Raw genomic sequence first — 20,477 nt, 5'->3', positions numbered from 1 at the left:
TAAGTTTGTTTCACTTGTATGCTAGGTATAACTAATTTCCTTTATTTTAACCAATTCCAACACAAAAAAATAAAGTGGTGTTTCACCACTTTATTTTGCGTATTCCACTGCACGTGTTTCACGAATAACAGTTACTTTAATATGCCCTGGGTAATCCAGTTCATTTTCAATACGTTTTCGAATATCACGAGCTAAACGATGAGCTTCTAAATCATCAATTGTATCTGGTTTTACCAAAATACGAACTTCTCGTCCTGCTTGAATTGCGAAAGATTTTTCTACGCCTTCATAAGACTCTGAAATCTCTTCTAACTTTTCAAGACGACGAATATAGTTCTCAAGTGTTTCACTACGAGCTCCAGGTCTTGCAGCTGATAATGCATCTGCTGCTGCAACTAAAACTGCAATGATAGAAGTTGGTTCTGTGTCTCCGTGGTGAGATGCAATACTGTTTATAACTACAGGATGCTCTTTATATTTCGTTGCGAGTTCAACACCAATTTCAACGTGGCTACCTTCTACTTCATGGTCAATCGCTTTACCGATATCATGTAATAGACCAGCACGTCTTGCTAGTTTTTCATCCTCACCAAGCTCTGCTGCCATAAGTCCAGTTAAATATGCAACTTCCATAGAATGTTTTAAGACGTTTTGCCCGTAACTTGTACGGTATTTTAAACGACCTAAAATCTTAATTAAATCTGGATGTAAACCGTGAACACCCACTTCAAACGTTGTTTGCTCTCCGACTTCACGAATATACTCGTCCACTTCACGTCTTGATTTTTCGACCATCTCTTCAATACGCGCTGGGTGAATACGTCCGTCCTGTACCAGTTTATCAAGAGCGATACGAGCTGTTTCACGACGAATTGGGTCGAATCCAGAAAGGATAACCGCTTCTGGTGTATCATCGATAATTAGGTCAATACCTGTTAACGTTTCTAACGTACGAATATTTCGACCTTCACGTCCGATAATACGTCCCTTCATTTCGTCATTTGGAAGATTTACAACCGAAACGGTTGTTTCAGCAACATGATCAGCTGCACATCTCTGCATTGCAAGAGATAAAATCTCTTTCGCTTTCTTATCCGCTTCTTCTTTCGCACGAACTTCACTTTCTTTTACCATTACGGCAATTTCATGAGAAACTTCACTTTCTACTTTACCAAGAATAATTGCTTTCGCTTGTTCGCGTGTCAGATTGGAAATGCGCTCTAATTCTGTTTGTTGCTTTTGAACTAACTCTCCCACTTTGCTTTCCAACTCTTCAATCTGTTGTTGTCTCGCTACAAGAGAATCCTCTTTCTTTTCTAACTGTTGCTCGCGTTTATCGAGCGTTTCGTCTTTACGATCAAGGTTCTCTTCTTTTTGCATTAAACGATTTTCTTGTTTTTGTAATTCGCTTCTACGGTCACGAATTTCTAATTCAGCTTCTGTACGAAGTGTATGAATTTCATCCTTTGCTTCTAAAAGCGCTTCTTTCTTAAGTGCTTCAGCCTCACGATTCGCTTCGTCTAGAATACGTTTCGCTTCATTGGCTGCACCATTAATCTTCGCTTCAGCAATAGACTTTCGAACAAAAAAGCCAACAACTGCACCGACTGTTGCAAGCAAAATGGAGATGAGTATCCAAACTGTACTACTCATGATTTCACCTCCCCTTGCTATGAATGAAAAAAGACTGTCGGCATGTACATTGAATACCAATATACAGCAAAGACCGTCGTCCCGCTTTTTTAAGGGACTTTCTTCATTTCACAATTAAAATGTCATATTATTATTTCGGCAAGATTTAAGTCTTACTCCGAATATTACTTCTCTTCTTGAGAAGAGTGTTTCGTATATAAGAAAAAATATACATTCTCATTGTATCTATCGCAATTTTCATTGTCAAGCGTTGTCTACTTTTACTTTCTTTACCTTCAACTCTAATTTATATAGGAATTTAAAAAGCAGAGAGTATATTATCCTGGAAAACCTTAGTAAATTCTAGTTTATTCATGTAAAACACGCATATATCCCTCTGTACACATAATGTTTTAGATGGATTAAATATTTTATCTCCAACGATATACAACGCTTTCATAATGATACAAAAATAAAAGACACGAAGCCGTGTCTTTTATCCCACTTTAATCAAGAAGACTTGGATCTTCCATATCTTCAGCACCTGAATCTTCGCTAATTCCGTGATGCTCACGAATAAAGAAGGCAATTTCTTCTCTTAAATCCGTATTTTCTTTTAAGAACTGCTTCGAATTTTCACGACCTTGCCCTAAGCGTTCTTCATTATAAGAGTACCAAGCACCGCTCTTTTGAACGATATCAAGTTCAGAAGCCATATCTAAGATTTCACCTTCTCTTGAAATACCTTCTCCGTACATAATATCAACTTCCGCAACACGGAATGGTGGTGCCACTTTATTTTTAACTACTTTTACTTTTGTTTTATTACCAACAATGTCGTTACCTTGTTTTAATTGCTCCGCACGACGTACTTCAAGACGAACAGTTGAATAGAATTTCAACGCACGACCACCTGGAGTTGTTTCTGGCACTATCTATAGATTTTCCATCTCTATAGTCCGGACTATCTCTTCATCTCTTTACAGAGAGCCTTGCACTTCCAGCAGTAGCCTATCATCTGCCGTACCCTACTCAGTTAACTAAAAGTCCTTTTCGGTAGTCTCTACACCTTCCCCATATCACTATGGAGCTTGGCACGGTATTACCCTAAATAATGGTGGGCTTCACCGTTAGCAACTATATGAATAGTTACACCCTTAGGCAATAAGGTTCACAAGGTTTTTTAACATGCTATCACTAGCAAGGGAAACCCATGGTAAACTCCTTAATCTTTTGCAAGACTTTTTCTTTATTTACTAGCTCTTCTTCGTGTATAACAAGATATTTATAACAGCGCTCTTCCATAAATAAAAGCTTTCTTTTATCTCGTTCTTTTATTTTCGAGAGTGAGTGTGCCCATTTCCCATGGACATCTAAACAATATTTTCTACCTAAGTAGAAATCAATAGACCACTTATCGATTCTTTTTTGCTTAATGAACGCCAAATCTAAACTTAACAATATCTCTTCAATTTATTGTTCCAGTAAAGTATCATAATTTTTCTTTCTGACCTTTACATTAAGCTCTTTTCTCCTTTTAGCAACACATGTATCGGATACACCATACTTAACGGCAATTTCAACATGTGATAAATATGGATTTTTCAACTCTTGTTCAACTTCTGCGGTTTTAGGTAAGTAAATCTTCCTATGTCTGTTTCTTTTAACTCCGAGTAGCTTTAATATTTCACCTACTCGCCTTTCATCCAGATTAATTTCTTTACCTATATCTTTTAATTTTCTATCCGCATGTTTAACAATAAAATCCACTTGCCATTGTTCTATGTTTCGATAAGTTCTATTACCAATTGTCACTGCCACTTTAATCACTCCTTATAAGAAACCCCTTATAAAGACTTAGATGAAGAAGACAAATAAAGATTCAAGTACTACACTCTGATTAAGCAACTTGTAGTTGATTTCCGAACATAACCCCAACTTTTTCACGAATTTGGTTAATAAAGATTGCGATTGTTTTTGATTTATTGATTGCACCTGAAAGTTTACGAAGTGCTTGAGACATTAGACGAGCTTGTAAACCTACGTGTGAGTCACCCATGTCTCCTTCAATCTCAGCTTTTGGTACAAGAGCTGCTACAGAGTCAATTACGATAATATCAACCGCACCACTTCGTACAAGTGCTTCTGCGATTTCTAAACCTTGCTCCCCTGTATCAGGTTGTGATAATAATAATTCATCGATGTTAACACCTAATTTTTGTGCATATACAGGATCCATTGCATGCTCAGCATCGATGAACGCCGCTTGTCCACCTTGGCGCTGTACTTCTGCAATTGCATGTAATGAAACTGTTGTTTTACCTGAACTTTCAGGTCCGTAAATTTCGATAATACGGCCACGTGGGTATCCGCCTACTCCTAGTGCCACATCTAGTGCTAAAGAACCACTAGAAACCGTAGAAACTTTACGCTCTGCTTGTTCTCCTAATTTCATAATTGAACCTTTACCGAATTGCTTCTCTATTTGTTTTAACGCCATATCTAACGCTGCTTGACGATCACTCATTCAAAATTCCTCCTTAACTGAATTGCTAATCTTATTATACCTATTTTCAATTCAATTTGCCAACAAAAATCGAACATTTATTCGATTTTTTTATTTTTCATTAAATATAACCGCATTTAACCATTAAAAAAAGCTAAAAGAGACTTATATCTCTTCTAGCTTTTTATACAAATGATAAAATCCATATTTTGCTGAGCGTTCCCTAATTTGTTGACGACTTCCGCTTAAATTTAGAGGAAAGACTACAGTTGGTTCATCTTTAATCGCCAATCCAACAAATACAGTTCCCGGCTCTTTATGTTCTGAAGCATCTGGTCCTGCTACCCCAGTGAAACTAATTCCGATATCCGCTTTTAATAATTCTCTAACATTTTCAGCAAGATAACGAGCACATTCTTTACTAACTGCACCATCAGTAGACAAGACTTCCTCAGGTACATGTAATACATGTTGCTTCACATCATTATGGTAACAAATGACACCGCCTTTAAATACGGAAGACACACCAGCGTTTTCTGTTACTTGATTACCAAAGAGACCACCTGTTAAACTTTCCGCACACGCTAAAGTTAATCCTTTTTTCTTCAATAACTCTATCGCCTTATAATGTAGAAACTCTTGGTCATACCCGTAGAAAAATTCTCCAACTCTTTCTAAAATCAAATCTTCCACATGCTGAATGAGTTTCTCCGCTTCATGAGCATTTTGATGTTTAGCCGTTAAACGTAATGTCACTTCTCCATCATTGGCAAGCGGGGCGATTGTCGGATTCGTTTGTCCATCAATTAAATCTTGAACTTTCACCTCTAATTGAGATTCCCCAATTCCGAAAAAGCGAAGCACGCGAGAATAAATGTTTTCTCCTGTTGTAAAGTTACGTAAAAAAGGCTCCACATAACTTACATACATCGGCTTCATTTCTTTCGGTGGTCCTGGTAATAAAATATAAACTTTTCCGTTCTTATTTAATCCCATACCAGGTGCCATACCGTGATCATTTGCAAATACAGTCGCTCCATCCAAAACGAGCGCCTGCTTTTTATTATTCTCCGTGAACTCTCTACCTGTTCGCTTAAAGTAATCGCTTATTGATGCTAATGCCTTTTCATCATATACAAGCTCTTCCGCTAAGCTAGACGCTATTGTTTCCTTCGTTAAATCATCTTTTGTCGGTCCTAATCCACCTGTGAAAATAAGCATATCCGCACGTTCTTCTGCAACTTCAATCGCCTGCTGCAGTCGCTTGTTATTATCACCAACTACAGTATGGTAGTACACGTTAATTCCAATTGAAGCTAACTTTTCAGACAAAAACTGGGCGTTCGTATTTGCAATTTGTCCAAGTAATAATTCTGTTCCAACCGCAATAATTTCAGCGTTCATCCCAATTCCCCCATAAACTTCTATTTTGAGTTTACAAAAGCAGCTCTATTTTTCCAGAAATAATCCCATCCTGAAATAACAGTAAAAATTAATGCAATCCATATAAAGATATCAGCAACTGGAATATGGATTAAATTTAAAGGTACATCGTGTAATAAATATGCCGCAATCGCGATGATTTGTGTCCACGTCTTAATTTTCCCTAGCTGATTTGCCGCAACTACTTCCCCTGTTCCAGCAAGTACAAGACGTAAACCAGTGACCGCAAACTCACGGCTTATAATGACAATAACGATCCAAGCAGGTACGTATTGCATCTCAACTAACGTGATAAGTGCCGCTGAAACAAGTAATTTATCAGCTAACGGGTCAAGGAACTTCCCTAAATTCGTTACAAGATTATACTTTCTTGCGTAATGTCCATCAATCCAATCTGTAGCCGAAGCAACAATAAAGATAAGCGCTCCTACTAAGTGTTGAATTGGTAAATCAACATCACCAATTGTGTATGAACCCCAATCAAAGGGTGCTAACATAATTACCATAAAAATTGGAATTAAGCAGATTCTAGATATTGTAATTTTATTTGGTAAATTCACAGCTATTCCTCCATCATATCAAAAACATTTGTTCATTGAAAAAAGTCATCGAAGCGATGACTGTTATTGTGCAGGTTGCTCTATCCCTAGATTTTTAATCAAGAATTTTTGATGATAATTCTCTTCTGGATTCAACGGGAATGTAACCACTTGGCCATTTAATTTAAATTCAACATTCGGTGCACTTCCTATATTAAGGTTTACCACTTTCGCTGTTGATAAATCATATTTTTGAGTTTGACCTTCCTCTATTGTTCCACTAAAGATATCATTTCCTGCCTCATTTTTAATACCTACATAACTTGCACCTTTTGTTGTAATTTCTAATTCTAACGTTTTATTGTTATGAATTTCCAAAGTGGACTCCTTACCAGTTGTCCCAACTACTTTGATTTCTTGTTGTCCTGTTGGTTGCGCTGGTTGTTCTTCTTTCTTTGGCTCTTCTTTTTTCGATTCTTCTTTTTTCGGCTCTTCCGCTTTCACTTCATCTTTCTTCGTATCTAACGGAGAATTTTCCGCTTTTTTAACTTCAATTTTCTCACTTTGAGCATTCGGAACCTTCTCATCACCTTTTCCAGTTAACGCTTGGAAAATAAACCAAATTACCACTCCAACTGCGATTACTAGCAGCGCAACTAAGATTTTCGGCATATGATCTGCAATTGGCCATGATGAAGATTTCTGCATTGTTTCTTGTGTTTTTTGTCCGGTTGACACTTGTGGAACGTCGCGTTTTTCAGATTGTGGTATCGTACTCTGATATTCTACAAGCAGTTCCTCTCCATTTAATCCAACCGCATCTGCGTATTGTTTAATGAATGCACGCGCATAAAAAGCTCCTGGCAATACATCATAATTGCCTTCCTCAATTGCTACTAAATGGCGTTTTTGAATTTTTGTAATCTCATGCAGCTGATCAATAGACAAGCCTTTCGTTCCTCTTGCTTCTTTCAGCTTTTGTCCTAATTCTGTCACTACTAACACCTCAATATTTCTTTAAAAGTCAAACATAGAGAAATTATTTTGCGTACCTTGCTCAATTTCATCTACTAAATTATATTGAATTTCTTCATCATAATCGTTACGCAACTCGATAATATAATCAAAATCATCCAATGTGTATTCTGACTGACTCACAAATACGTCAGGATGTTCCACAACTTTCGTTGCAGGCAATCTCATAATTTCACGAACGAGCTGCCAATGCCTTTCGTTAGCACGCTTTGTTGACACGATTCCATCTAAGATGAAAATATTGTCGTCGCTATACTCATCTTCAATCAATTGACTACGAACAGTTTGCTTAATAAGAGTAGACGATACAAATAACCATCTCTTATTTGCACAAACACTTGCGGCAACAATGGATTCTGTTTTTCCGACACGAGGCATTCCTCGTATACCAATTAGCTTATGGCCTTCTTTTTTCATTATTTCAGCCATAAAGTCTACAAGTAACCCTAATTCATCACGCACAAACCGAAATGTCTTCTTATCATCTGCATCTCGTTGTATGTACCTACCATGTCTAACCGCTAGCTTATCTCTTAGCTTTGGCGGACGATATTTCGTTACCGTTATGTTATCCATCGTATTTAAAATTGATTCTAGTCTAGAGATTTGCTCTTGATTATCACACATAAGGAGTAATCCACGCCTTGCATTATCTACACCATTAATTGTGACAATATTAATGCCGAGCATACCGATTAACGAAGAAACGTCACCAAGCAAGCCAGGTCGGTTTTTATGTATTTCATATTCAAAATACCATTCAATCATCCAAGATCACTCCCCTTGCTTACTTTACACCTACGTACTATATTATATGATTTCACCTTAATAGGGAAGCTAAATGTATAATCTATCCCTTTCAATTATTATACAAAAAAAATAGAGAGGAGAATCCCCTCTCTATTTTTTACTTATGTTGTACAAACTTTACCATTAAGTTTGCGATTGTATGTTGCTCTTGTTCGTCAGCAACTTTCCAAAGTTCAGCTAATAATTTCTCTTGATCGTTGCGTGCTTCTACTTCATTTGCTAAATAATCACCAACACGAAATGCCATATCTGATACAGCACCACCATCAAGACCTTTTCCTTGCGCTTGTTCTAAACGTTCTCCTAAAAAGCTCTTCCATTGATCAAAATTATCTAAAACTGACATGTGTAAGCACCTCACTACTTAGTAATAGAATCATGCTTAATTTGTACAGTTTTTCATTTTTTATGTAAGAAATTTTTAGCAATGCCACCCGCCATTTACTCCAATAATTTGTCCAGTTATATAAGATGCATCTGGTGATACGAGAAATGACACAGTTTTTGCTACTTCTTCCGGTAATCCTAATCGTCCTAACGGAATCTCTTCCGCAATTTCATTCTTATCCTCTTCTGAAAATACGTTTAACATTTCCGTTTCAATTGCACCTGGCGCCACCGCGTTCACTCTTATTCCACTTAATGAAACCTCTTTTGCTAAAGCTTTCACATATGAATTTTGCGCACCTTTTACCATCGAGTAAAGCACTTCACATGACGCGCCAATTTGTCCCCATATAGACGAAACAAGTACAATATTACCGCTTCTCCGTTGAATCATAGATGGCAATGCCATCGATAATAATTTATAGATACTCTTCACTTGAAGTTCTACCATATCATTCAATTCATCGTTCGTTACATCTGTGACGAGTCCAAAAATACTCTTCCCAGCTGCATATACGATAACATCAACAGGATGTTCAATTTGTTTCCACAATTGCTCTGCTCCATCAGTAGAAGCTAAATTCGCTTGAACAGGAATTACTTCACCCCATTCTTTCTGCAACTCATTCACTTTCTCTTCACTGTTATTATAATGAACATATACTGTATATCCATCTTGAATTAATTGTTTCGAAATAGCAGAGCCAATCCCTCCGCTCCCTCCAGTTACTAATGCATACTTTTTCATACAATTCCTCTCTTATCTCAACAAAATCTTTTCCCTACAAATAAATAATACCCTCATCTTACAATTTATCAATGATAAGATGAGGGTATTATTATGAAACCTTTTATTTTTTTGGTAACACTTGACAAACGCTCATTTTTTCTTCTGATAATAATAATTTTGCTACTTCTTGTAAATCTTGAACAGTTAAACTTTCTAATACAGTCAATGCATCAAACAGACTCGATTCATTAAACGCATATCGTGTAAATTGATTTGCAATATATTCCGGTGAATTCAAGGAACGTAAAAAGCCACCTATTTTCTTTTTCTTTACTCGTTCTAATGCCGCCTCATCTAATTGATCATAATTTGTATTTAATAAAATACCTTTCAAACGCTCTTCCAGCTCATCAGGTTGCTTCGTATCGCCGCCTACCATTGCAAAACCGAAGTTATTCTCTTCCGTATAATCATACGAGAACGAATCATCAATAAGCCCTTCATTATATAAAGATTCGTAATGAACAGAACTTTTTCCAAATAAATAATCTAAAAGTAACGTAAGCGCAATTTCTTGTTTTAAAAGGGCTTCCCCTTTTTCTTTTAAGTTTGTCGCTTTAATACCAACTAAACATTTCGGTGTTTGTACAGGCATTGAAATAATTTTCTTCTTTTCATTTACCTCATCTGGTTCTTCTTCGAATGAACGGATTATTTCTGGTTGGTTTTTATAATCTTTTTCCGCTTGATTTTCACGTATCAAATCCATCGTTTTCTCTGGATCAATTGCCCCTACAACAAACATTAACATATTGCTTGGATGATAAAACGTTTCATAACATTCATATAGTAGGTCTTTCGTAATTTTACTAATAGACTCGATTGTACCCGCAATATCAATTTTAATCGGGTGCTTTACAAACAAGCTATCAATTAACCCAAAATATAAGCGCCAATCTGGATTATCTTGATACATTTGAATTTCTTGCCCAATGATACCTTTCTCTTTTTCAACTGTTTTTTCAGAAAAGTAAGGCTCTTGTACGAAATTTAACAATGTATTTAAATTTTGTTCTACATTTGATGTACATGAAAAAAGGTAAGCTGTTCTTGTGAATGATGTGAAAGCATTTGCCGATGCCCCTTGTTTACTAAACAATTGGAAGGCATCGTGATCTTCTTTTTCAAATAGTTTATGCTCAAGAAAATGAGCAATCCCATCCGGCACACGAATCATTTCTTCTTTACCTAGTGGTACGAATGTATTATCCACAGAACCATATTTTGTCGTAAACGTTGCAAATGTTTTATTAAATCCTTGCTTCGGTAAAATATATACATCTAATCCATTAGGAAGTTTTTCATAATAGAGTGTCTCTTTTAATTGCTCATAAACAATTTTCTCCATTTATTCTCCCTCCGTTCCGTGTAAAAAGTAAATTGTATCTAATTCAATATTTTTAGCAACTTTCACAATCTCTTCTTTCGTCACACTTTCAATACCTGTAAGCCATTCTTCAACCGGACGCGTACGATCTGAAATAATACCATGATACAGCATTTCCACAAATCCACGCGGTGTATCAATTGCTTCTAATATTTGATTTCGAATAACACTTTTCGTTTGATGCATCTCTTCTTCAGAAAAATCACCATTTTGCATTGCAAGCATTTGCTCTTTAATAATCTCAACAGCTTTTTCATAATTTTTCGCTTCGATCCCTGACATGACAAATAATAAGCCTTTATGACTTTCAAAGCGGGATGCTGCATAGTACGCTAAACTATTTTTTTCACGAACATTAACGAATAACTTTGAATGAGAAAATCCTCCAAACAATCCATTGAACAATTGCAGTGCAAAATAATCTTCGTCTTTATACGTAATAAATGTACGATAACCAATGTGCAGTTTACTTTGTTTTAATTCTTGTTTTTCCACAACTTCTTTTTCTTCATTATTTCTCTTATGAAGAAGTACATTCCTTTCCCTCACAGGACGCGCTGAAATAGAAAAATACTTACTTACAAGATCAACTGCGTTTTCTGAAATATCACCAATAATGTATAGATCCATTTCATCTTCAGCTAACACTTTTTGATAATATTGATACAAACTTTCATTTGTAATAGAAGAAACACTCTCTTTTTTCCCATTTGCGCTTAAGCGATACGGTTCTACTTTGCACATTTCTTCAATTAAACGCTCATTTGCATAACGCATTTTATCATCATAAGTCGCTTCAATTCGTTGCAAGAGCGCTCTCTTTTCACTTTCTACAATAGAAGGCAGAAAACCATTCCCCTCTGTTGCTGGATGTAAAACGATATCCGATAACATAGAAAGCGCTTTTTCAAATAACGGTGGTGCATCATGTAAATATACTTCATTTGCAATGTCTACATAAATAGAGATGATATGATCTTCTCCTTTTTTACTTACATCTACTGCCAAAGAAGATCCGTATAATTCCTCTAAATATTGACGAAGACGAATTACAGAAGGAAGCTTTTCTGTTGCACTTTGCAATACGTATGGCAATAGGGCACGCTCTGTCACCGTCTCCTCATTTAAAGGTGCTTTCAAACGAAATACAAATGTATTTGTTTTATATTTATCAGTTGGAATAATATGTACTCGTAAACCACCTAACTCATGTAACTGTTGTTCCATCAGTTTCATTTATAGCCCTCCTTTACGTATATAGGAATATTCCTCTTCAATATACAGTTTTTAGAAATAAAAAATCAACTTTTCTTCCTCACTATACTTACATTAGGCCCTTTCTAAAAACGGTAATATGTAAGGAACATAGTAAAATTCCGTATTAAATATAGTCTATGTAAAAAAGCCCGCACTAATGTGCGAGCTTTTTTATACTTATCGTTTTCCTTTTTCATAAGGAGTTCCTAATGCTTTCGGAGCTTCAGAACGACCTACAAAACCAACAAGCGCTAATATTGTGAATACATACGGCAATATCGTTAAGAATACACTTGGAATTTCTTTTAGTACTGGAATTGTACCGCCTGTTATTCCTAATGATTGAGCAAATCCGAAGAACAGAGCCGCTCCAAGAGCACCGAGTGGATTCCATTTACCGAAAATCATTGCTGCTAACGCCAAGAAACCTTGTCCAGTAATTGTAGCACCTGAGAAATTACCAGAAATCGACATAGCAAAGACCGCTCCACCAACTCCTGCAAACATTCCAGATATAGCAACTGCAATATAACGCATTTTATATACGTTAATCCCCATCGTATCCGCTGCCATTGGATGCTCACCAACCGCACGAAGACGAAGACCGAACGGCGTTTTATAAATGATATACCAAACGACAAATGCTAAAATAATAGCAATATATGATGTTAACGGTACATTAGAGAAAAAGATTTTTCCGATTACCGGAATATCCGAAAGACCCGGAACATCGATTTTTTCAATGCGGTATTGAATGAAATCAGTTTGTCCTTTGCCAAAGATTTTCTTAATCGCAAATACTGTTAAACCAAGTGCTAAGAAGTTAATTGCTACTCCGCTCACTACTTGATCTGCACGGAATGTAATGGATGCTACTGCGTGAAGAAGTGCAAACAATCCACTACCAATTGCTGCAAATAATAATGCAATCCAAGGAGTCATCGATCCCCACGTATCACCCATTAATAACGTTGTAACAATACCAATAAATGCACCAAATAACATTAAACCTTCTAACGCTATATTTACAACTCCAGAACGTTCACTGAACACTCCACCTAACGCCGTAAAAATAAGTGGCGCTGCCGTATATAACGTACCCGTCACAAGAATGGCTAAAATATCTAAAAAGCTCATTTATTTCCCCTCCTTGCTCATGCGTGTAAGTGCCCAGCGTAAAACATAACTGCACGCTACAAAGAAAATAATACATGCAATAATAACGTTAATTAACTCCGAAGGTACATCTGCTTCGAAATTCATTTGTGGTGCTGCACTTTTCAAACCACCAAACAGTAAAGCTGCTAATAGTATACCAAATGGATTATTTCCGCCTAAAAGTGCTACCGCAATCCCATCAAATCCAATACCAGTAAACGAAGACATTGCTGTCATACTTTGGAATGTCCCTAATCCTTCCATAGCTCCACCAATTCCTGCAAAAGCACCAGCAATTGTCATTGATAATACAACATTACGCGATACTTTCATTCCTGCGTATTGAGAGGCATTTTGGTTAAAACCAACCGATTTTAATTCATACCCTAACGTTGTTCTATCTAATAAGAACCACATTACAATCGCAATGAGAATAGCCACAACAATTCCCCAGTGTAAACGAGATCCATCTGTCAATGAAGATAACCAATCAGAAGCTAACGAAGCACTTGCTTGTACGTCATAAGATTTTTCATTACCTTCGTGGATAAAACGTTTAATAAGATCATACGTAACATAAAGTGCAATGTAGTTCATCATAATTGTAACAATTACTTCATTTACTTTAAGTTTCCCTTTTAAATATCCAGGTATAAAACCCCATAAACCGCCGACAATTGCCGCCACTAAAATAGATAACGGAATATGCAAAATTGCTGGTAACGACACTGCATATCCAAACCAAACAGCAGCGAGCCACCCAACTAATAACTGTCCTTCCACCCCAATATTGAAAAGACCTGTACGAAATGCAAATGCTACTGAAAGACCAGCTAATACAAGCGGAATCATCGTACGCAACGTCTCACCGATAGCTTGTGGATTGCCAACCATCCCTTCCCAAAGCGCGGCATATCCAACAATTGGATCATATCCACTAACTAACATTACAATGGCACCAACAAGTAAACCGAAAACTACGGATAACACAGGTACTAAAATATTAATTGTTCGTTCTGTTAAAAATTTTTTAGCCATTTGTGTTCACCTTCTCTTTCCCTGTCCCGCCGGCCATTAATAATCCAAGCTGTTGTTCGTTTGTCTCTTTTGCATCCACAATTGCTACAATTTTCCCTTCATATATAACAGCCACTCGATCACTTACATTTAAAATTTCATCCAGCTCTAAAGATAAAAGCAATACTGCCTTACCATTATCTCTCTGCTCAATTAATTTTTTATGAATAAATTCAATCGCACCTACATCTAAACCACGTGTCGGCTGTGCTGCAATTAGTAAATCTGGATTACGATCTACTTCACGTGCAATAATTGCCTTTTGCTGGTTTCCACCAGATAGAGCGCGAGCTAACGTTTGTTCACTAGGTGTACGTACATCAAACTGTTCAATAAGTGCTTTCGCTTTTTCTGTAATTTTACTAAAATTTAAAATCCCTTTCTTTGAAAATGGATTTTTATAGTATGTTTGTAAAACAATATTGTCCCGAACAGAAAAATCGAGAACAAGTCCGTGTTTATGACGGTCTTCAGGAATATGACCAATCCCCTCTTCTGTTATTCTTCGCACAGGCCAATTCGTTATTTCTTTTCCTTTAATTGCAATAGAACCTGACTCAACTTTTCGTAAACCAGTAATCGCCTCTATTAATTCACTTTGACCATTTCCATCAATCCCTGCAATCCCAACGATTTCTCCTGCACGAACAGTTAAGTCAAGGCCTTTTACAGCAGGTAACTTGCGCGTATCATGAACAATTAGGTTTGCAATAGATAGTACTTCTTCCATTGGTTTAGCTTCTATTTTTTCTGTTTTAAAATTCACTTGACGTCCGACCATTAACTCTGCAAGTTTATGCTCATCCGTTTCCGCTACATCAACAGTACCAATCCCCTTACCTTTACGAATAATTGTACAACGATCGCAAACTTCCATAATTTCTTTCAACTTATGTGTAATAAGGATAATAGATTTCCCCTCTTGCACAAGCTTTTTCATAATTTGAATCAACTCATGAATTTCTTGAGGAGTTAACACCGCGGTTGGCTCATCAAATATTAAAATCTCAGCACCACGATAAAGAGTCTTTAATATTTCAACCCTTTGCTGCATCCCAACAGAAATATCTTCAATTTTCGCATGTGGATCAACAGCCAAACCATACTGTTCAGATAATTGCTTAATTTCTTTTGCCGCTTCTTCAACAGCAATTTTCCCGTTTTTCTTCGGCTCATTTCCAAGAATAATATTCTCTGTAACTGTAAAATTATGAACAAGCATAAAATGCTGATGGACCATCCCAATACCAAGGTCATTTGCTATATTCGGATTTGTAATTTTTACAGGTTTTCCTTTAATTTTAATTTCACCTTGTTCTGGTTGGTACAAACCAAATAGTACATTCATCAATGTGGATTTCCCTGCACCATTTTCTCCAAGTAAAGCATGTATTTCTCCCTGTTTTACTTGCAGCGTAATATCGTCATTCGCTACAATGCCTGGGAATACTTTTGTAATATTGTTCATCTCAATTACGTATTCCATTTTGTTCCTCCTTTTAGCAGGGAACACTCCCTAATTACACTCTATTAAAAGTATTTTTATATATGCAAAGGTTAGTTCTACGAACTAACCTTTGCTATTTCTCTATTATTATTTCTTTAGAGAAGCTTCATATGTTTTATATTCTTCATCAGTTGCAGGGACTTTAATTTCACCGTCAGTGATTTTCTTCTCAAGCTCTTCTACTTTTGTTAAGATTTCTGGATTTACTTTTTTCACATTGTCAGTAGTTTTCGCAATACCAACACCGTCATCTTTTAATCCGAATTCTTCTACTTTACCGCCTTTTAATTTACCGTCTTTCGCTTCTTGTGCTACTTTTGCTACTGCAATATCAACACGTTTTACCATTGATGTTAAAGTTACGTTTTCAGGCATACCTTCTTGATTTTGGTCACGGTCAACACCGATTACCCAAACGTTTTCACCTTTTTTCTTACGGTTTTTCGCTTCTGTGAATACACCGTTACCAGTTGCACCTGAAGCATGATAAATTACGTCAACTCCACCACCGTACATTGCTGAAGCTAATACAGAGCCTTTTTCTGGTTTATCAAATGCATCAGCATATTGTGATACGATTTCGATATTTGGATTTACTGCTTTTGCACCAGCTTTAAAGCCTGATTCAAATTTTGTAATTAATGGGCTTTTTACACCACCAACAAACCCAACTTTATTTGATTTTGTCGTCATCGCTGCTACAGCACCAACTAGGAATGAACCTTCATGGTCTTTAAATGTAATACTTGTTACGTTTGGCTTCTCTACAACTGTATCTACAATCGCAAATTGCTCTTTTGGATATTGTTCAGCTACCTTTGCAATTGATTTTTCCATTAAGTAACCAATACCAAATGTTGTGTTATAATGATCTTTCGCAAATTTCGTTAAATTCGGGATATAATCCGCATCTTTACTAGATTGAAGATAACGATATCCTTCATTTTTCTTTAAGTCATTGTCTTTACCGAACTTCGTTAAACCTTCCCAAGCTGATTGGTTAAATGATTTGTCATCAACGCCCCCAACATCTGTAACCATACCAACCTTAAACTCTTTTTTGTCGCTACTCGCTTTATCCGAGTTACCACATGCACCTAACACCGCACTTGCTGCTAATGTTAATGATAATAAAAGACCTGTTTTTTTCTTCATACTAGAAACCCCTCCTGAAATGATTTGTCTATTTTTTTATACGCCGCTGTCCCTAACTTCTTGCTGTCACCTCCCTAAAAAGGAACTCACCTACATACGTTTTCTTAATACGTGGAAGCTAAACTTATCAGCTCTAAAGTAATTGATAGAATATAAGATTGGCTCATCATTTTGATCATAGTGCATTTGTTTTAACACTAGCAGTGCCGTTTCCGGTTCACATTCCAAAATCGGTGAGATTTTGGGATGATAGCCAATCGGCTCAATGTGAGCAACTGCGTATGTGATACGTTTGTGCGTATTGTTATGTATCACTGTAAGCAATGATTCTTCGTTGTATCCCGATAAATCTGGCAATATCTCTTTTGCAAGTTTATCGATACAATATACAACAGGTTCCCCATCTGCTGTACGCACACGCTCAATCATCACTGCATTAAAACCATCTTCACTATTAAACTTCTCTTTTTCTTCTTCTGTTAAACTTGTTGTAGATGATGATAAAAAGATAGTTCCTGGTGTTTTCCCCACACTAGAAATCATATCTGTAATACTAGAAAGTTGTTCAATCCCAGAAGAAAATAACGGCTTTGCATTTACAAATGTTCCTACACCATGTCTACGAATGACAACATTTTCTTCTTCTAAAATACGCAGCGCTTCTCTTAAAGTCGCTCTACTTACACCAAGTTCTTTCGCTAAATCAAACTCTGATGGTAACTTTTGTCTTTCTTTGTAAGCCCCATCTTTAATTTTTTCTTTGATGTGATCAATCACCCGTAAATATAGGTGACGACTATCAGATTTTACTGACATAAGACTCCCCCGCATTTCAATTATTCGACCTCTGATGTAAGACTTCTTTTCTCTTTTTTCAACTTACAACATAATAAAAATTGCTAAATACTAAAAACAGGCATAATTGTCGAATAAATATTAATAATTTTTTAAGATGAAATTTTCACTCTTTACTGCATAAAAAAAACTTTGCACCACAAACATTCCTCATAGCGAGAAAAAGTTCGGCACAAAGATCTCTTACATCCTTTGTTACACACTTTTCCCCTCATAGTCTAGCAATTCATGGTTGCCAGGTAGAAACTTATGGACCTTATCTCCAAGATTATATGAGGCAGTGATTCTTTTCGAAGTAATCTTACCACTTGCTCCCATACGTGTCAACAAAATTTAACATTTTTCTACATTAAATATCGAACGTTCACAAAAAACCACACCAAAGTATTCGTATTCTAAAGAATCACCTTAAATGTAAGCCCTTTCTTTATTGCTTAATATAGTATATAACAAAACCAGCATATAAAAAAGCCTAATTGTAAAAACAATTAGGCTTTTTTTATGAACTTTTTTCTTGTACATCATTAATGAGCACTTCTCGTGGTTTACTACCTTCATACGGTCCTACTACACCATTCATTTCCATTGCATCAATTAAACGAGCAGCACGTGTATAACCAACTCTAAACCTACGTTGCAACATAGAAACAGAGGCTGTTTGCATTTCCACTACGAGCTGAACTGCTTCATCATATAATTCATCTTCTACTTCCTGCTTCGTATCAGGAACATCTTGCGGAATCATATCTTCTTGATATTGCGCTTTTTGCTGACCAATAACATATTCTACAACTCTCTCAACTTCATCATCTGATAAAAACGCACCTTGTACACGTACAGGCTTCGATGCACCAATTGGTATAAATAGCATATCCCCACGACCTAGCAGTTTCTCTGCACCACCGCCGTCAAGAATTGTACGAGAATCTGTTTGAGAAGATACAGCGAATGCAATACGTGACGGAATATTCGCTTTAATAACTCCCGTAATTACATCAACTGATGGACGTTGCGTTGCAATAATTAAATGAATACCGGCAGCACGAGCCATTTGCGCTAGACGCATAATCGCATCTTCTACATCCGACGAAGCAACCATCATTAAATCTGCTAACTCGTCCACAATTACGACAATATAAGGTAATTCCGGTTGTTTCGCTTCTGATTGATTATTATGCTCTTTTATATAATCATTATATCCTTCAATATTTCGCGTGCCACTATGAGCAAATAACTCATAACGACGCTCCATTTCACTTACAACTTTTTTCAATGCCTGTGATGCTTTTTTCGGATCCGTTACAACTGGTGTTAACAAATGAGGCACACCGTTATATACATTTAACTCTACCATTTTCGGATCAATCATCATTAATTTTACTTCATGTGGTTTTGCACGCATTAAAATACTAACAATAATACCGTTAATACATACACTCTTCCCGCTACCTGTAGCACCTGCCACTAGTAAATGGGGCATTTTATTTAAGCGGGCTAATACAGCTTCACCTGTAATATCTCGTCCAAGACCAATCAGCAACTTCTCTTCTGGATGATTATTAGCCTTAGAATCAAGAACTTCCCTAAGTGTTACCATAGAAACTTCTGAGTTCGGAACTTCAATCCCTACAGCTGATTTCCCGGGAATTGGAGCTTCAATACGAATGTCCTTTGCAGCTAAAGCAAGCGCTAAATCATCACTTAAACCGACGATTTTGCTTACCTTTACTCCCATATCAGGATACACTTCATATTTCGTGACTGCAGGACCTCTATGTACTTTTGTTACTTTCGCTTTCACTCCAAAGCTTTGGAAAGTACGTTCTAATTTACGAGCATTCTCATAAATTTCCGCATTTTCATTTGTAACTTGCTTATTCTTTGGAAATTTCAATATATCAAGCGCAGGAAGCTTGTAATCTTTATTTTCTACATTTGAAAATTGCATAGGAGGTGCTTGTGTTTCCCCCTCTAGCGATTCAACGATTTTTTCTCCACGCTTTTTCTTCGGCTCTTCAACTGGTGGAGCCTCTTCAATAAACGGTGAAGTAATTAACTCTTCTTCCTCTACTTCAATTCGTTTATCCTCTTCTTCATTTACAGGATAATTCTCAGTGAAATTCGAAATAATCGGAGGATCAATTGAGATTTCTTCCATCGGCTCAATAATTTCTTCATGTTCTGCAGCACGTTTGCTCCTTGTGCTTCTTGTTGTTTTTTTCTTTTCTGTTTGTTCAGCCGTTCGTTTGGCTCTCCAATCTTTATAGTCCCCTTGCATCACTTGAAATTGACTTCTAAGAATTCTACCAACTGGAGCTAACACTTCTCCAATATGCTTATTTGTTATACAAAGTATACCGAGAATAACTAAAATAATACCAATAATATAAGCTCCTACTTCGTCAAATAAGAAGTAACAAGTGGCGAACATAAGTGCACCAAACATGCCACCACCTAAATGAACGCTATCTGGCCCTTTTTTCATTTCAAGAAAGAAATTATCTTTCGTACTTACAATAACAGAAGTATTTTGCACTGCTCCATCTTTCGTAAGAAGGTTAAATAATGTAATATGACTAAACATTAATATCGCCAATACTATTAAATAAAAACCGATTAACCGTTTATTTAAAAGGTTCGGCCATCCACGTTTTATAACGAATGAAACGGATAAAGCTATTACACCTAACACACCAATTATGTACCACTCACCAAAGAAGAAGCGAAAAAATAACACAAACGATTTTCCTACAACGCCTAGCTGTAAAATCGTAATGATTGAAAGTGCAAAAAGAGTTAAACCGACGATTTCATAATACAAAGTTGGCTTTATCGTACGTCTTGCCTTTGCCTTCGTCCCTCTTTGCTTTTGTTTTGCCATTTCTTCACCTCGTGATCTACATATAAGTAAAAATTCCTAAAAAACTCTGCTTATATGT

15 protein-coding genes, 3 pseudogenes and 1 riboswitch are annotated in these 20,477 nt (G+C 36.5%); all 18 genes and pseudogenes read right to left on the bottom strand.

Annotation, left to right across the window (positions count from 1 at the left end; all coding sequences use genetic code 11):
• Nucleotides 1–90 precede the first annotated feature (90 nt).
• The gene (gene rny / locus RCJ96_RS05665; protein WP_000099774.1) at nucleotides 91–1,653 is read right to left on the bottom strand and encodes a ribonuclease Y; all 1,563 of its coding nucleotides are present in this window, start codon (nucleotides 1,651–1,653) and stop codon (nucleotides 91–93) included.
• Between the two features lie 485 nt (nucleotides 1,654–2,138).
• Nucleotides 2,139–2,561: pseudogene (locus RCJ96_RS05660) on the bottom strand (recombinase RecA); the annotation flags it as partial.
• A gap of 268 nt (nucleotides 2,562–2,829) precedes the next feature.
• Nucleotides 2,830–3,453, bottom strand: a pseudogene (locus tag RCJ96_RS05655) (topoisomerase I).
• Nucleotides 3,454–3,550: 97 nt separating this feature from the next.
• A pseudogene (gene recA, locus RCJ96_RS05650) lies at nucleotides 3,551–4,159 on the bottom strand (recombinase RecA); the annotation flags it as partial.
• Nucleotides 4,160–4,303: 144 nt separating this feature from the next.
• A complete protein-coding gene (cinA, locus tag RCJ96_RS05645; RefSeq protein ID WP_061131608.1) occupies nucleotides 4,304–5,542 on the bottom strand; it encodes a competence/damage-inducible protein CinA in 1,239 nt (412 codons plus the stop codon).
• A gap of 20 nt (nucleotides 5,543–5,562) precedes the next feature.
• Nucleotides 5,563–6,141, bottom strand: a complete 579-nt coding sequence (pgsA, locus tag RCJ96_RS05640) for a CDP-diacylglycerol--glycerol-3-phosphate 3-phosphatidyltransferase (RefSeq protein WP_001052965.1) — start codon at nucleotides 6,139–6,141, stop codon at nucleotides 5,563–5,565.
• A 63-nt stretch (nucleotides 6,142–6,204) separates the two neighbouring features.
• The gene (locus RCJ96_RS05635) at nucleotides 6,205–7,116 is read right to left on the bottom strand and encodes a RodZ domain-containing protein (RefSeq protein ID WP_446699726.1); all 912 of its coding nucleotides are present in this window, start codon (nucleotides 7,114–7,116) and stop codon (nucleotides 6,205–6,207) included.
• Between the two features lie 21 nt (nucleotides 7,117–7,137).
• Nucleotides 7,138–7,923 carry a DUF3388 domain-containing protein gene (locus RCJ96_RS05630; RefSeq protein WP_000574107.1) on the bottom strand — a complete coding sequence of 262 codons (786 nt, stop codon included), beginning with the start codon at nucleotides 7,921–7,923 and terminating at the stop codon, nucleotides 7,138–7,140.
• A 139-nt stretch (nucleotides 7,924–8,062) separates the two neighbouring features.
• Nucleotides 8,063–8,311 (bottom strand): DUF3243 domain-containing protein, encoded by a 249-nt coding sequence (locus RCJ96_RS05625; RefSeq protein WP_000114454.1) that lies wholly within the window; start codon nucleotides 8,309–8,311, stop codon nucleotides 8,063–8,065.
• Between the two features lie 75 nt (nucleotides 8,312–8,386).
• Complete coding sequence (gene ymfI / locus RCJ96_RS05620) at nucleotides 8,387–9,100, bottom strand: elongation factor P 5-aminopentanone reductase (RefSeq protein WP_242304495.1); 714 nt, start codon at nucleotides 9,098–9,100, stop codon at nucleotides 8,387–8,389.
• A 103-nt stretch (nucleotides 9,101–9,203) separates the two neighbouring features.
• Entirely contained in the window at nucleotides 9,204–10,490 is a 1,287-nt protein-coding gene (gene yfmH / locus RCJ96_RS05615; protein WP_070806753.1) for an EF-P 5-aminopentanol modification-associated protein YfmH, read from the bottom strand.
• Nucleotides 10,491–11,765, bottom strand: coding sequence for an EF-P 5-aminopentanol modification-associated protein YfmF (yfmF, locus tag RCJ96_RS05610; protein ID WP_046198511.1), 1,275 nt, complete (start codon nucleotides 11,763–11,765; stop codon nucleotides 10,491–10,493).
• Nucleotides 11,766–11,963: 198 nt separating this feature from the next.
• On the bottom strand, nucleotides 11,964–12,923 hold the full coding sequence (locus RCJ96_RS05605) for an ABC transporter permease (protein ID WP_000008842.1): 960 nt from the start codon (nucleotides 12,921–12,923) through the stop codon (nucleotides 11,964–11,966).
• Nucleotides 12,924–13,982 (bottom strand): ABC transporter permease, encoded by a 1,059-nt coding sequence (locus tag RCJ96_RS05600; RefSeq protein ID WP_074606238.1) that lies wholly within the window; start codon nucleotides 13,980–13,982, stop codon nucleotides 12,924–12,926.
• Nucleotides 13,975–15,507, bottom strand: a complete 1,533-nt coding sequence (locus tag RCJ96_RS05595) for an ABC transporter ATP-binding protein (protein ID WP_000456919.1) — start codon at nucleotides 15,505–15,507, stop codon at nucleotides 13,975–13,977. The genes RCJ96_RS05600 and RCJ96_RS05595 overlap by 8 nt, the downstream gene beginning before the upstream one ends.
• Before the next feature lie 108 nt (nucleotides 15,508–15,615).
• Nucleotides 15,616–16,683 (bottom strand): BMP family lipoprotein, encoded by a 1,068-nt coding sequence (locus tag RCJ96_RS05590; protein WP_044791587.1) that lies wholly within the window; start codon nucleotides 16,681–16,683, stop codon nucleotides 15,616–15,618.
• 90 nt (nucleotides 16,684–16,773) lie between these two features.
• Nucleotides 16,774–17,499: a GntR family transcriptional regulator gene (locus RCJ96_RS05585; RefSeq protein ID WP_000114176.1), complete on the bottom strand. Its 726-nt coding sequence runs from the start codon at nucleotides 17,497–17,499 to the stop codon at nucleotides 16,774–16,776.
• A gap of 233 nt (nucleotides 17,500–17,732) precedes the next feature.
• A riboswitch (purine riboswitch) is annotated at nucleotides 17,733–17,834 on the bottom strand.
• 203 nt (nucleotides 17,835–18,037) lie between these two features.
• Nucleotides 18,038–20,419: a DNA translocase FtsK gene (locus tag RCJ96_RS05580; RefSeq protein WP_001118775.1), complete on the bottom strand. Its 2,382-nt coding sequence runs from the start codon at nucleotides 20,417–20,419 to the stop codon at nucleotides 18,038–18,040.
• Nucleotides 20,420–20,477 lie beyond the last annotated feature (58 nt).

It is taken from the genome of Bacillus sp. BSL6 (assembly GCF_052928345.1).
The sequence above is the reverse complement of the archived record's forward strand: the minus strand, read 5'-3'. Positions and strand labels throughout refer to the sequence as shown.

What these genes read in the sequence shown, in the direction of transcription:
- yfmF (WP_046198511.1), bottom strand. Translation starts at nt 11,765, where the DNA reads ATGAAACTGATGGAACAACAGTTACATGAGTTAGGTGGTTTACGAGTA.
- cinA (WP_061131608.1), bottom strand. Translation starts at nt 5,542, where the DNA reads ATGAACGCTGAAATTATTGCGGTTGGAACAGAATTATTACTTGGACAA.
- RCJ96_RS05630 (WP_000574107.1), bottom strand. Translation starts at nt 7,923, where the DNA reads ATGATTGAATGGTATTTTGAATATGAAATACATAAAAACCGACCTGGC.
- rny (WP_000099774.1), bottom strand. Translation starts at nt 1,653, where the DNA reads ATGAGTAGTACAGTTTGGATACTCATCTCCATTTTGCTTGCAACAGTC.
- RCJ96_RS05585 (WP_000114176.1), bottom strand. Translation starts at nt 17,499, where the DNA reads ATGTCAGTAAAATCTGATAGTCGTCACCTATATTTACGGGTGATTGAT.
- RCJ96_RS05590 (WP_044791587.1), bottom strand. Translation starts at nt 16,683, where the DNA reads ATGAAGAAAAAAACAGGTCTTTTATTATCATTAACATTAGCAGCAAGT.
- RCJ96_RS05600 (WP_074606238.1), bottom strand. Translation starts at nt 13,982, where the DNA reads ATGGCTAAAAAATTTTTAACAGAACGAACAATTAATATTTTAGTACCT.
- RCJ96_RS05625 (WP_000114454.1), bottom strand. Translation starts at nt 8,311, where the DNA reads ATGTCAGTTTTAGATAATTTTGATCAATGGAAGAGCTTTTTAGGAGAA.
- ymfI (WP_242304495.1), bottom strand. Translation starts at nt 9,100, where the DNA reads ATGAAAAAGTATGCATTAGTAACTGGAGGGAGCGGAGGGATTGGCTCT.
- RCJ96_RS05580 (WP_001118775.1), bottom strand. Translation starts at nt 20,419, where the DNA reads ATGGCAAAACAAAAGCAAAGAGGGACGAAGGCAAAGGCAAGACGTACG.
- yfmH (WP_070806753.1), bottom strand. Translation starts at nt 10,490, where the DNA reads ATGGAGAAAATTGTTTATGAGCAATTAAAAGAGACACTCTATTATGAA.
- RCJ96_RS05595 (WP_000456919.1), bottom strand. Translation starts at nt 15,507, where the DNA reads ATGGAATACGTAATTGAGATGAACAATATTACAAAAGTATTCCCAGGC.
- RCJ96_RS05605 (WP_000008842.1), bottom strand. Translation starts at nt 12,923, where the DNA reads ATGAGCTTTTTAGATATTTTAGCCATTCTTGTGACGGGTACGTTATAT.